The organism is Streptomyces sp. NPDC053427 (assembly GCF_044544985.1).
GTDB lineage: Bacteria > Actinomycetota > Actinomycetes > Streptomycetales > Streptomycetaceae > Streptomyces.
Window position 1 is genome coordinate 510,039 of the sequence record NZ_JBITYA010000001.1, and the last position, 12,293, is coordinate 522,331.

Sequence of the window (12,293 nt, forward strand, 5' to 3'; positions counted from 1 at the left end):
TGCATGCGGGAAGCTTCGAGCGTTTTGCGTGGGCGGCTGTTGAGTTCGACGGCGACGACGTCGAGGTGCTCGCGGGTATCCCGTACGCGACAGGACTCCTGACCGGAGGCCCCGGCGGGGCCTGATGCAGCGGGAATCCGGCGTACGCCGGGAAAGTGGATCGGCGGCCGGAACGAGGATGGTCTCCCGGGCTGTGCCGATCGACTGGAGAAGCCGCACGTCCGTGGTGTCCACGGGATCGGGGGCGGCTCCGGTCTCACCGAGCCGAGTCAGTCCCTCACGGTTTCAAGATTTCTGTCAAGGACCGGAAATCTCGGACCAGTTCGACGAATTGCGACCCGCCCTTGGGCGTGTGCGCCCATCCCCTCCGGTCATAGGCTCCGACCACAAAAGCGCCCGGAAAATCACGGCTTTTTTCATCGAATCGTACGTAGCGCGGAGGCGGCCACTCTTGCGATCTTGAGGGGGCACAGCCGACGAGTACGGTGCCGCGTGGTCGCCCCGGTCCAGCGCCCAGCGGCCCCTTGCCGGGTCGGCCGCCGCACGACCGGACCGCCCCCTTCACCGCCGGCGATCACTCGATCGAGTCGTCGCCGCCGGCACGGGCCGGATCGGTAACGACCGGCACAGCACTTTGCCAATCGGCGGTCGTACTGCCGAAGTGCGTCACCAACTCTTGTTCATCAGGCCCTGAGGAGGGGCCTCACCCATGCACAGATCACCACGTCGGCACGTCACACCGGACGGCCGCTCAGCTGCGTTCACGCGCGGTCGGTCCCGCCGAGTTCTGACGCTCATCTTCGCGGTAGCGACCGTCGTGATGGCCGGTAGCCCGGCCTCGGCGGCCGTCGCCCACAAGACCAGATTCGGTACCGCGGTCAACCTCGACGACAACGGCCGCGGCAGCTCCGCCGTTGCGATCGGAGATCTCAACAACGACGGGATACCGGACCTCGTGACGGCGATCCGTACCGAGGGCCTCGGCGTGTTCCTCGGCTCGGGCGGCGGCAGGTTCGGCGCTGTGACGAAGTACGCGGCGCCACGCACCATGTCGAGCCACTTTATCGTCTCGGCAGTGATCCGCGATGTGAACGGCGACGGCCACATGGACGTCATCAGCCAGGATGCGCGCGGCAATGTCGCTCTGGTCTGGCTCGGCGACGGCTCCGGCGCCCTCGGCGCCGGAGCGGCGGTGGAACTCAACCCGAGGCCCGGGTGCGACACCACGGGCGACAACCCGTGTGTCGCGCGCTTCCCGACTGACGTCGCCGTGGGCGACTTCGACGGGGACGGCAAGCGGGATCTCGCGACGTCCAACGTGAACACGAACAACGTCTCGGTAGTGCTCGGCAACGGCGACGGCACATTCGGCGCGGCGACGCAGTTCGGACTGGGCGGCGGTACCGGCCCGCAGGGCATCGCGGCCGCCGATCTCAACGCCGATGGCCATCTGGATCTCATCACGTCGAACAATTCGACCGGCACGCTCTCCGTGCTGCTGGGCGACGGAAATGGGGGCTTCGGCACGGCGTCGAGCGTCTCGGCCGGTGTGACACTGCCCACCAAGCTCAAGCTCGCCGACGTCAACGAGGACGGCAAGCTGGACGCCGTCACCGTGGCGCCCGGCACGCCGGGGCGCGTCGCCGTCCTGCTCGGCGATGGCGCGGGCGGGTTCGGCACCGCGAGCGTCCTGTCGGCGGGGTCGAACCTCACCTCCGCGTCGGTGTCCGACCTGAACGGCGACGGCCACGCCGACCTTGTCGTCTCCAGCTCCGGCTCGAACGAGGTCGTGGTGCTTGAGGGCGACGGCACGGGTGCGTTCGGCAGCCCGCTTGCATTCGGGCTCAACGGCGGTAGCAATCCGCAGGCCGCAGCGGCAGCCGACCTCGACGGCGACGGGCGTCCCGATGTCGTCACGGCCAACAGCAACAGCTCGGCGACGTTCGTCAGGGACGCGTCGGTGCTGCGCAACACGACGAAGCGGCCGCGGACGGCAACACACCAACGGCGGTCCGACGTTCCCGGGCACGGATTGGATCACGGCCGGCGGCTCCTGCGAGACCATCGTTGAGGTGTCGTAGCCGACGAGCCGTCTCCGGCGGCTGCCGATGAGACGCTGACGTGCGTCGCGGGCTCGGCGATTGCGATGATGCGATCGCCGAGCCCGTCTCGCCGGCACACGCACATAGTTGAGCACTGTCCACGGCTACCGGGTGTGGTGCTGGACGCGTAGGTGAAGGCTGCGGCGGCGCCGCCGGGGTGTCATCTATCGTGGTCGTTGCTGACCGGGGGCCAATCGCTCCATGGCTTCGCACTCCTCCCTCACCGTCGTGTCCTCGGCCACGGACGTGCTGCGCCAGCGGTACGCCGACCGCCTGCCAGCTTCCCTCAAGGACCTCACCGGCCCCACCCGCGGTCTTGTCGAGCTGCCGAGCGCCTCTCGGATGGTCGGGCGGACCAGGCACGGTCAGTCGTTGGGGGCGGCAGGCCAAGAGATGAGATGCACCTCGGTGGTGGCCAGACCCAGGGGTGCGGTCACGTGCCACCCTGCGCGGGAGACGGGCTCCCGCGCAGGAAAACGCGGCGGAGCCTCGGGGTTTCGACGGTGAGTCAGGTGACGTCGAGCGGTCCCTCGGGCAGCGCGGAGACGCGCTTGACCAGTGCACCGCGCATATTGCTCGGCATGGGTCGTATGGCGAGGCCGTGTAGCGGAAGGGCGTGTGAAGAGCGGGATGGCGACGCCAGCGGTCCGGTCAGCAGTTGCCTTGCCAGCTCCACATCCGCCCTGCCGAGCAGCAATCCGGGGAGCTGGTCGCGTGGCAGGTCCACTCTTCGTTGTCGGCCGCCTTTGTCGGCTGCCCGGCGCCATTACTCGGCGCAGGTTCCTCTTGCCAGGGCTTGATGGTCCACCTCGTCTCGCCGGGCCCGGACGGTCCGGGCGCTGCCTTGGCCGGACAACGATCGGCCCGCCTGCGGCGTCCGGTGCGACTTTCGGCGGGAGGGTGCGCAGTGCTCTGGGGCCGGTGCTCGCCGATCGGCTCGATGAACTTGACGTCAATCTGGACCCGGTTGCCGGGCAGCTGCTTCTCGTAGCGGGTACAGCGTCTGTCGTGGCGCTTGTAGCGTTGCGATGCGGGCAGCCGGTTGAGACCCAACCGCTTGAGGATGCGGTAGACGGCGGAGCAGGCGATGTCGATGTCGTGGTACCGCTGCAGGTACATCCGGATCTTCATCGGGCCGAAGTGGTAGTTCTGCCGCAGGTAGACGATCTTGTTCACGATGTCGGCGTCGGTGGCATCGGGACTGTGGTGCGGTGCGCTGGAACGGTCGCGCAGGCCCTCGATGCCCTCCTCCTGGTAGCGCCGCTGCCACTTGTAGAAGCAGTTGCGACTGATCCCGTAGTACCGGCAGGGGCGGGAGGAATCGGGAGTAAGGTCGAATTTCGTCTCGTGGCCCAGGCGCATCCCGGCAAGGGCGCCTGCCGGGCATCTGCCCTGGTCAGGCGCCCATTCTCGTGTTTTTAGAAGAACCCCAGCTTCTTAGGCGAGTACGACACCAGCAGATTCTTCGTCTGCTGATAGTGATCCAGCATCATCTTGTGGTTCTCCCGGCCGATGCCGGACTGCTTGTAGCCGCCGAAGGCCGCATGGGCGGGGTAGGCGTGGTAGCAATTGGTCCATACCCGGCCGGCCTGGATGGCGCGTCCGGCGCGGTAGGCGGTGGAGCCGTCCCGGGTCCAGACGCCCGCGCCCAGGCCGTACAGCGTGTCGTTGGCGATGCCGATGGCGTCGTCGAAGTCGGCGAACGGGGCGACCGCGAGCACCGGGCCGAAGATCTCTTCCTGGAAGACCCGCATGTCGTTGTTGCCTTCGAAGATCGTCGGGCGGACGTAGTAGCCGCCCTCCAGCTCCCCGCCCAGCTCGGCCCGGGACCCGCCGGTGAGGACGCGGGCGCCTTCCTTCTGGCCGATGTCCAGGTAGGACAGGATCTTCTCCAGCTGGTCGTTGGAGGCCTGCGCGCCGATCATGGTGTCGGTGTCCAGCGGATGGCCCTGGACGATCTTCTCGGTACGGGCCACGCCCGCGGCGAGGAAGTCCGCGTAGTGGCCGCGCTGGATCAGGGCCCGGGAGGGGCAGGTGCAGACCTCGCCCTGGTTGAGGGCGAACATGGTGAAGCCCTCGAGGGCCTTGTCCTGGAAGTCGTCCACCAGGGCGGAGACATCGTCGAAGAAGATGTTGGGGCTCTTGCCGCCGAGTTCGAGGGTCACCGGGCGCAGATGCTCGGAGGCGTACTGCATGATCAGGCGGCCGGTGGTGGTCTCGCCGGTGAACGCGACCTTGGCCACCCGCGGGCTGGAGGCCAGCGGTTTGCCGGCCTCCACGCCGAAGCCGTTGACGATGTTGACCACGCCCGGCGGCAGCAGATCCGCGATGAGGGACATGAAGAAGTGCACCGAGGCGGGGGTCTGTTCGGCCGGTTTCAGGACCACGGCGTTGCCGGCGGCCAGCGCCGGGGCCAGCTTCCACGTCGCCATCAGGATCGGGAAGTTCCAGGGGATGATCTGGGCGACGACGCCGAGCGGCTCGTGGAAGTGGTAGGCGACGGTGTCCTCGTCGATCTCCGAGAGGGTGCCCTCCTGGGCGCGTACGGCGCCCGCGAAGTAGCGGAAGTGGTCGATGGCGAGCGGGATGTCGGCCGCCAGGCACTCCCGTACGGGCTTGCCGTTCTCCCAGCTCTCGGCGACCGCCAGCGCCTCCAGATTCGCCTCCATCCGGTCGGCGATCTTGTTGAGCACGGCGGCGCGTTCGGCGGCGGGGGTACGGGCCCAGCCGGGCGCGGCCGCGTGTGCGGCGTCGAGGGCGCGCTCGACGTCCTCCGCGGTGCCGCGGGCGACCTCCGTGAACGGCTGCCCGTTGACCGGGGTCGGGTTCTCGAAGTACCGGCCCAGTGCGGGCGCCACGAACTCGCCGCCGATCCAGTGGTCGTAGCGGCTCTGGTAGCCCATGACGGCATCGGCGGAACCCGGGCTGGCGTAACGGGTCATGGTGCGGCCTCCCAATCGCTCTCGACGCGGTGCCCGCCGCTCCGTGCGGCGGGCGTTGCGCGCACGGTAGGGCGGCGGAGGTTGCGGGAACGTTGCGCGCGGGTGGGCAGGCGGGCGGGTCTCCGGGGAGGGCCGACGAGGTGCGTCGGACGGCCCTCAGGGGCGTTCCACGATCAGAAGGGTTCCGTGGCTTCCCGGGCGCACCGCGTGCGGGGTTCCCGCGGGCACCAGGTAGAGCTCGCCCGCCCCGACCGGCACGAGTTCGCCGTCGACCTCGAGTTCGAGCCGGCCGTCGAGGACGAGCAGCGCCTCGGCGTCCCGGTGGCTCTCCTCCGCGACGGGCAGCCCGTTCATCCGCAGCACCTTCACGCAGGCGGAGCCGACCTGCCCGAGCGGGCGGGAGCGCCACTCCTGCTGGAGGGCGGCGGCGGTGCGGTGCAGATCGACAGGGTTCATGGCGTGCTCCTCCAGACGGCTCGGCGGGCGGCCGACGGCCGCCATCAGCGGGTCCAGGGATGTCCAGAGGCTATGTGACCTGCGGCGATTGTTGGTTGACCGAAGGGCAAAGGCTGCCCTGGCGGGCCGGCGGGCGGTCCGTGAGCCCGTACGCCGCCCGCAGCCGTCCGGCCGTGGCGAGCGGGGCGCTGCGCGCGGGGGAGCGCTCCGGCAGGGCGTCCACCAGGGCCTCCCAGATCTCCAAGTCGTGCTCGCCCCAGGCCGTCCGGGTCCACCGGCGCAGCGGGTCGGGATCCCGCGTACCGAGTACGGCGCGCCGCAGCCCGTCCTCGAGCGCCATGCGCAGCCGCCGTACGCCGGGCGCCTCCGAGAGCGGCAGCAGCGGACCGCTGTAGACGTCCAGCGCGGCCGTCGGGTCGCCCGCAGCCAACTCCGTCTCGACGGCGGTGAGATCCGTTTCGACCGGGCGGCTCAGGCGGTACGGCCGCGAGTCGAGCAGCGGGCCGACGAGCTGCCGCAGCCGGGACAGCTCGGCCCGCAGCGTGACCGGGCGCATCTCGCGGTCGCCGTAGAGGAGCACGGCGAGCTGTTCCCCCGTCAGCCCCGCCGGGTGCTGGGCGAGCAGCACCACGATCTCGCTGTGGCGGCGGCCCAGCCGAAGCCGCCTGCCGTCCACGGTCAGCAGCGCCTCGTCCCGGCCCAGCGCGGCCAGGCAGACGCCCAACTCCGGTGCGACCGCGGCGAGATGGGCCTCGGCGGCGCGGGCGGTGGCCTGCACCAGGGCCAGGCTGTGGGGGCTCGCCAGATGGTCCCCGCCGGTGATGTCCACGGCGCCCAGCAGCCGTCCGGTCCGGGGATCGTGCAGCGGTGCCGCGGCGCAGGTCCAGGGCTGCACCCGCCGGTTGTAGTGCTCCGCCGCGAAGATCTGTACGGCGTGATCGGCGGCGAGCGCGGTGCCCGGTGCGTTGGTGCCCGCGTGCCGTTCGTCCCAGCGGGACCCGACGACGAAGTTCATGCGCTCCGCCTGCCGCCGAACTCCGGGGTGCCCCTCGACCCACAGCATCCGCCCCTGCGGGTCGCAGACGGCCATCAGATGGGCGCCGTCCTGCGCGATGCTGCCCAGCAGCTCCCGGAAGACGGGCATCGCGCGGGCCAGCGGATGCCGGTCGCGGTAGGCGCGCAGCGCGGGCTCGTCCCACTCGATGGGCGCCGCGCCGTCCAATGCGGCCCGTGCCCGTGCCGAGCGGCGCCAGGAGTCCGCGACCACGCGACGCACCGGCGGCGCCACGGTCCCGCCGGCCAGGAACGCCTCATGGGCGCGCCGCACCGTACGGGTGTGCGCCGCCGGGTCGGCGCCCGACTCCAGCGCCAGCCAAGGGTTGACCACCTGTCACCTCTTCGTCACGGATCCGACCCCCGCACGCCGATGGTGCTCGTACGGGGCGGCGCCGTAAACCCCGCGTCGGATACCGGTGCCGATCCGGTTGCCGGCCCGCAGCCGCAGCCCGTCCGCGACGATCAGATCCGAGGTGACCAGTGCCTGCTCGGCCTCCACATCGGTCATGAAGACGAAGGGCGGCACGACCGGCGGAACCGGCAGGGTGTCGGGGGTGAAGGTGAGGCAGAGCACGCCCTCCAGGCAGCCGCTGAATTTGGTGAGATAGAGGGTCACCTCGCCGCTGAGGTTCAACGAGTCGGAGTCCAGGGTGAGTTGAGGCTTTTGGGTGTCGTGGGTGGTGAGGTGGTAGTCGGTGAGCGAGGCGGCCTTCATCTTCAGGACCATCGCCTTCAGAGGCCCGCCGGGCGTCGGGACCTCGGTGACCCCGGCCAGCGTGAAGCCCTGCGGCGCGAACATCGTCGTCGTCACGGTGGGCGGGACGGACGGCGCCGGGATCCCGGTCGCGTCGGCCTTCTGCGCCGGGCCTCCGACGGCCGCCAGCAGCGCGGCGGGCAGGCCGACGGCGAGGACCTTGCTGCCGGTGCCGCGGCGGGCGGGGGAGGGGGTCGCGCGGTCCGCGGGCCGGGTGCCGTCGGCCGCATCCCGTACCGGGGTACGTACCGGCGTCCACCCGAACCCCATCGCGCTGCCCGCGATGCCCAGCCCCATGCCCACCAGGAACCCGCCGAGGTTGGTCGCGGCGAAGGAGAGGACCGAGAGGATCAGCGCATTGATGCTCACGTAGTGGTGTGCGGCCGGGGCGCACCACAGGAAGATCCCCGCCACCATCAGCGCCAGCCCGATGCCGAGCGCGGCCAGTCCGCCGAGCCCCAGGCTCACCAGCACGGTCAGCGGCGACAGCGGCACCAGCAGCAGTTCGGCCCCGCCGAGGACCAGCAGCAGCCCGGCCCAGAACGGCCGGGTCCGCCGCCAGTGCCGCAGCGCCGCCCGCCGCTCGGGCCACGGCAGGATCCGCTCGAGCCGAGCGCCCCAGCGGGCGCGGCGCGCGCTCAGAAACACTTCTCGCCGTCCAGGCTCACGCTCACCCGCAGTCCCTTGAGGCGGAAATTGCCGCCGGTGGCGGACCAGGCGTGCGACCGGACTCCGGCGACCTCGATGTCCCCGGCCTGGAGTCCGAACTTGCCCTTCGGGCCCTTGACCCCCGGTACCGCGTCGAGCGAGGCCGCGTCGCGGCCGATCTGCGCCGTACCGAAGCGGGCGTCGCCCACCAGGTCCTCGCCGTCGATGACCAGGCTGTCGGCGGACACCACGCCGGCCTTGCCGCCCGCCGTCAGCTTGAACACCACCGTGCCGACCGGCGTCTTGACCTGCGCCGACTGGCAGATGTCGGCGAGCGTGGCCTTGCCGATGCCGAGCAGCGCGACGGGATGCCCCCTGTCGTCGGCGTCGCGGTCGGTGTGCACGTACGAGGAGAGGCCGCTGCTGGTCAACTTTCCCGAGGACACCTGGAAGTTGGTGCCCGATACGGCGAAGGACGCGGCCAGCGCGCCCTGGGCCATGACCGTCGCCAGCGCGCCCACGGCGAGCACGGCGGGCAGCGCCACCACGGCGGTCTTCTTCCAGGAGGTTCGCCCCTCGGGCGATGTACGGATCGTAGAGCTCACTGCGTCCTCCCCGGGGCAGTGGTCGATTGCGCGAGGGAAGTGCTCGATGCGCCGCCGAAGGACGGCGGAAGATCACGGAGAGCGTCCTGATCGCAGCTGACGTTCTGTCATACTGCGAAAACTTTTGGCAGTTGGAGACCCGGTTGGAGACTAGAGCCGATTTTGAATAATAGTCAACAGCGCGGACAGGACGGTTCCCAGGGCGCCCGCGACACCGTGCGTTCCCGGACACGTCGCGCCGAACTCATAGCCACCGGACGCAAGTTGTTCGCCGACACCTCGTACGACGCGCTGTCCATGGACGACATCGCGCGCGAGGCCGGAGTGGCCAAGGGCCTGATCTACTACTACTTCACCAACAAACGCGGCTACTACCTCGCGATCATCGAGGATGCGGTGGCCCAGCTGGTCGAGCGGGCGGGCAGCACCCATGACCTCCCGCCCGTCGAACGCGTCCAGCGCACGGTCGACGGCTATCTGCGCTACGCACAGCACCACCAGGCCGCCTATCGGGCCATCGTCACCGGCGGGGTCGGGTCCGACGCCGAGGTGCTGGCGATCCGCGACACCGTACGCGCCCGGCTGCTCGGCACCATCGCCCGCGGCGCCTGGGGCCGGGACGACATCCCGCCGCTCGCCCGTACGGCCCTGACCGGCTGGCTCTCCAGCGTCGAGGGCGTCACGCTCGACTGGATCGCGGCGCAGGAGCTGCCCCGCGAAACGGTGGCCGCCCTCCTGGTGCGGAGCCTGGGCGACACCCTCCGGCTGATCGAGGAGTACGAGCCGGCCTGCCCGGCGCCGCCCCGGCCGCCCGCCTGACCGGCCCCCGCGGACGGGGCAACGGCAAAGGGCGGGAGGCCCCACGGCCTCCCGCCCCGCTCCCGAACCGCTACGGCTACTTGATCGCCTTGATCAGCTCACCATTGGCGGTGTCTCCGCTCAGCTCCCAGAAGAACGTGCCGCCCATGCCCTGCGCGTCCTTGAAGGCCATCTTCGCGCCGATGGTCTCCGGGGTGTCGTAACTCCACCACTGGTCACCGCACTTGGCGTAGGCGGTGCCGCCCACCTTGCCGGTGGCCGGGCAGCGGTCCTTGAGCACCTTGTAATCGTCGATGCCCGCCTCGTACTTGCCCGGGGCGGCGCCGGTTGCCGCACCGCCCGGGGCGTCCTGGGTCACCCCCGACCAGCCGCGGCCGTAGAAGCCGATGCCCAGCAGCAGCTTGCTCGCCGGGACGCCGAGGCCGATGAGCTTCTTGGTGGTGTCGGTGGTGTTGAACCCGGCCTTGGGAATGCCGTCGTACGACGCGAGCGGGGAGTGCGGAGCCGTCGGGCCCTTGGCGTCCCAGGCGCCGAAGTAGTCGTACGTCATCGGGTTGTACCAGTCGACGTACTGGGCCGCGCCCGCATAGTCGGCGGCGTCCATCTTGCCGCCGTCCGAGGCGTCCGCCGTGATCGCGGCCGTCACCAGATTGCTCTGCCCGAACTTCTCCCGCAGCGCCTTCATGACGTTGGTGAAGGCGTCCTTGCCGCTGGTGTCGCAGGTCAGACCGCAGGCGTTGGGGTACTCCCAGTCGATGTCGATCCCGTCGAAGACATCCGCCCAGCGCTTGTCCTCGACCAGGTCGTAGCAGGACTGCGCGAAGGCGGCCGGGTTCTTGGCGGCCTCGCCGAAGCCGCCCGACCAGGTCCAGCCGCCGAACGACCAGATCACCTTGAGGTCCGGGTGCAGCTTCTTGAGCTTGCGCAGCTGATTGAAGTTGCCGCGCAGGGCGCCGTCGTCCCAGGTGTCGGCCTTGCCGTCCACGCTCTGGTCGGCGGTGTAGGCCTTGTCGTAGTCGGCGTAGGAGTCGCCGATCGCGCACTTGCCGCCCTGGACGTTGCCGAAGGCGTAGTTGATGTGGGTCAGCTTGGCCGCCGAGCCCGACGTCTCGATGTTCTTGACGTGGTAATTGCGGTCGTAGACACCCCAGTTGGTGAAGTATCCGACGACCTTGTTGCCCGCGGCGGCCGCGGGCTTCGCGTGGGCCACTGGGGCGGCGGCGGTGGTCTGGCCGGCCGCGGCCGACCCCGCGAGCAGTGTGGCGGCCAGCGCCGCCGTACACAGGGCGGTGGCGGCGGCGATCAGCCTGCGTGGCGATCGCTTCCGGTGCGGTCTGAGCATGTCGTCTCCTCGGAGGGGGGCGAGGTGGAGCCTGACCGGCGTTCCGATGGGCATGAACGCGCATGGACGCACAACCTGCAATGGGTGTGAACGCGTGGAACGTTGGGGGAGAAGGTAGAAGGACTAGACCAGTGGGGTCAATGGTTCGGACCAATTTCGTAGCGGCGGGCGCCGACCGACGGACCCCGGCCGGCCCGACCGCATCCGGAGATGATCAACCCGTGACGTGAGGCCGCCGATCGGGCATACTCCTAGCGCCACAGCTGCAGGTCATCGCCTTCCGAGACCCGGACGGCGATCATCGGCTGGGCATGACGAAATCCGGCGACGCCGCCGCCACCCCGCGCGTGCGTCGCCGCTGCGCCCGACAGGGAGGAGAGCGCCGCCATGACCGAGTACGGCCCCCGGCCGGTGGACCGCAAGCTGCCCACCGAAGAAGCACACGACCTGCTGATGCTCGTACGCGAACTCATCGAGCGCGAGATCAGGCCGACCGCCGCCGAGGAGGAAGCCGCCGGCCATTTCCCGCGCGAGATGTTCACCCTGCTCTCCGCATCCGGACTGCTGTCGCTGCCGTACGCCGAGGAATTCGGCGGCGGCGACCAGCCCTATGAGGTCTACCTCCAGGTCCTCGAAGAGCTCGCGGCCGCCCGGCTCACCGTCGGCCTCGGCGTCAGCGTGCACACCCTCGCCTGCCATGCGCTCGCCGGATACGGCACGAAGGAACAGCGCGCCGAACATCTGCCGGCCATGCTCGGCGGCGGACTGCTCGGCGCGTACTGCCTCTCCGAACCCGCCTCCGGCTCCGACGCCGCCTCGCTGACCACCCGCGCCACCCGCAATGACGGTGGGGGATGGATCATCAACGGCACCAAGGCCTGGATCACCCACGGCGGGGTGGCCGATTTCTACACCGTCCTCGCCCGGACGGGCGGCAGCGGCGCCCGCGGCATCACCGCCTTCCTCGTCCCCGGCGACGCCGAGGGCCTCAGTGCCGCGCCGCCCGAGCGCAAGATGGGCATGAAGGGCTCCCCGACCGCCCAGCTGCACTTCGACAACGTCCGCGTCCCCGACTCCCGCCGCCTCGGCGACGAGGGTCAGGGCTTCGCGATCGCCCTCTCGGCCCTCGACTCCGGCCGCCTCGGCATCGCGGCCTGCGCCATCGGCGTCGCCCAGGCGGCGCTGGACGAGGCGCTCGCCTACGTCGCCGAACGCCGCCAGTTCGGCCGCCCCATCGGCGACTTCCAGGGCCTGCGCTTCATGCTGGCCGACATGGCCACCCAGGTGGAGGCCGGGCGGGCGCTGTACCTGGCCGCCGCCCGGCTGCGCGACGCCGGACAGCCGTTCTCCAAGGAAGCGGCGATGGCCAAGCTCTTCTGCACGGACACCGCGATGCGGGTGACCACGGACGCCGTCCAGCTCCTCGGCGGCTACGGCTACACCCTCGACTTCCCGGCCGAGCGCTATATGCGCGAGGCCAAGGTGCTGCAGATCGTCGAGGGCACGAATCAGATCCAGCGGATGGTCATCGCCCGGCATCTGGCGGGGCCGGAAACGCGCTGAGGGCGG

At 70.3% G+C, this 12,293-nt stretch carries 10 protein-coding genes; 3 read left to right on the forward strand and 7 right to left on the reverse strand.

Annotation, left to right across the window (positions count from 1 at the left end):
* Positions 1–709: 709 nt before the first annotated feature.
* The gene (locus ACIGWZ_RS01810) at positions 710–2,071 is read left to right on the forward strand and encodes an FG-GAP repeat domain-containing protein (protein WP_400059727.1); all 1,362 of its coding nucleotides are present in this window, start codon (positions 710–712) and stop codon (positions 2,069–2,071) included.
* A gap of 682 nt (positions 2,072–2,753) precedes the next feature.
* On the opposite strand, the gene ACIGWZ_RS01815 is transcribed toward ACIGWZ_RS01810, so the two are convergent.
* The 6 genes from ACIGWZ_RS01815 to ACIGWZ_RS01840 all read right to left on the reverse strand — a co-directional run bounded on the left by ACIGWZ_RS01815 (position 2,754) and on the right by ACIGWZ_RS01840 (position 8,458).
* Positions 2,754–3,464 (reverse strand): helix-turn-helix domain-containing protein, encoded by a 711-nt coding sequence (locus tag ACIGWZ_RS01815; RefSeq protein ID WP_400059729.1) that lies wholly within the window; start codon positions 3,462–3,464, stop codon positions 2,754–2,756.
* A 56-nt stretch (positions 3,465–3,520) separates the two neighbouring features.
* Positions 3,521–5,044 (reverse strand): aldehyde dehydrogenase family protein, encoded by a 1,524-nt coding sequence (locus ACIGWZ_RS01820; RefSeq protein ID WP_400059731.1) that lies wholly within the window; start codon positions 5,042–5,044, stop codon positions 3,521–3,523.
* Positions 5,045–5,200: 156 nt separating this feature from the next.
* A complete protein-coding gene (locus ACIGWZ_RS01825; protein WP_400059733.1) occupies positions 5,201–5,500 on the reverse strand; it encodes a cupin domain-containing protein in 300 nt (99 codons plus the stop codon).
* 70 nt (positions 5,501–5,570) lie between these two features.
* Positions 5,571–6,887, reverse strand: coding sequence for a GAF domain-containing protein (locus ACIGWZ_RS01830; RefSeq protein WP_400059735.1), 1,317 nt, complete (start codon positions 6,885–6,887; stop codon positions 5,571–5,573).
* A gap of 3 nt (positions 6,888–6,890) precedes the next feature.
* Complete coding sequence (locus ACIGWZ_RS01835; RefSeq protein WP_400059737.1) at positions 6,891–7,958, reverse strand: DUF6114 domain-containing protein; 1,068 nt, start codon at positions 7,956–7,958, stop codon at positions 6,891–6,893.
* Complete coding sequence (locus tag ACIGWZ_RS01840; protein ID WP_400060770.1) at positions 7,949–8,458, reverse strand: DUF6230 family protein; 510 nt, start codon at positions 8,456–8,458, stop codon at positions 7,949–7,951. Before ACIGWZ_RS01840 ends, ACIGWZ_RS01835 begins: the two co-directional genes overlap by 10 nt.
* A 267-nt stretch (positions 8,459–8,725) precedes the next feature.
* On the opposite strand from ACIGWZ_RS01840, the gene ACIGWZ_RS01845 reads away from it, so the two are divergent.
* Entirely contained in the window at positions 8,726–9,382 is a 657-nt protein-coding gene (locus tag ACIGWZ_RS01845) for a TetR/AcrR family transcriptional regulator (RefSeq protein ID WP_400059739.1), read from the forward strand.
* Positions 9,383–9,458: 76 nt separating this feature from the next.
* Here ACIGWZ_RS01845 and ACIGWZ_RS01850 read toward each other — a convergent pair whose 3' ends face one another.
* Entirely contained in the window at positions 9,459–10,724 is a 1,266-nt protein-coding gene (locus ACIGWZ_RS01850; protein ID WP_400059741.1) for a glycoside hydrolase family 18 protein, read from the reverse strand.
* 387 nt (positions 10,725–11,111) lie between these two features.
* On the opposite strand from ACIGWZ_RS01850, the gene ACIGWZ_RS01855 reads away from it, so the two are divergent.
* Positions 11,112–12,287, forward strand: a complete 1,176-nt coding sequence (locus ACIGWZ_RS01855) for an acyl-CoA dehydrogenase family protein (protein ID WP_400059743.1) — start codon at positions 11,112–11,114, stop codon at positions 12,285–12,287.
* The last annotated feature ends 6 nt before the right edge of the window (positions 12,288–12,293 follow it).

Bases quoted from the DNA above. Each gene is read 5' to 3' on its own strand.
- ACIGWZ_RS01810 (WP_400059727.1), top strand. From the start codon at position 710: ATGCACAGATCACCACGTCGGCACGTCACACCGGACGGCCGCTCAGCT.
- ACIGWZ_RS01815 (WP_400059729.1), bottom strand. From the start codon at position 3,464: ATGCGCCTGGGCCACGAGACGAAATTCGACCTTACTCCCGATTCCTCC.
- ACIGWZ_RS01820 (WP_400059731.1), bottom strand. From the start codon at position 5,044: ATGACCCGTTACGCCAGCCCGGGTTCCGCCGATGCCGTCATGGGCTAC.
- ACIGWZ_RS01825 (WP_400059733.1), bottom strand. From the start codon at position 5,500: ATGAACCCTGTCGATCTGCACCGCACCGCCGCCGCCCTCCAGCAGGAG.
- ACIGWZ_RS01840 (WP_400060770.1), bottom strand. From the start codon at position 8,458: ATGGCCCAGGGCGCGCTGGCCGCGTCCTTCGCCGTATCGGGCACCAAC.
- ACIGWZ_RS01850 (WP_400059741.1), bottom strand. From the start codon at position 10,724: ATGCTCAGACCGCACCGGAAGCGATCGCCACGCAGGCTGATCGCCGCC.
- ACIGWZ_RS01855 (WP_400059743.1), top strand. From the start codon at position 11,112: ATGACCGAGTACGGCCCCCGGCCGGTGGACCGCAAGCTGCCCACCGAA.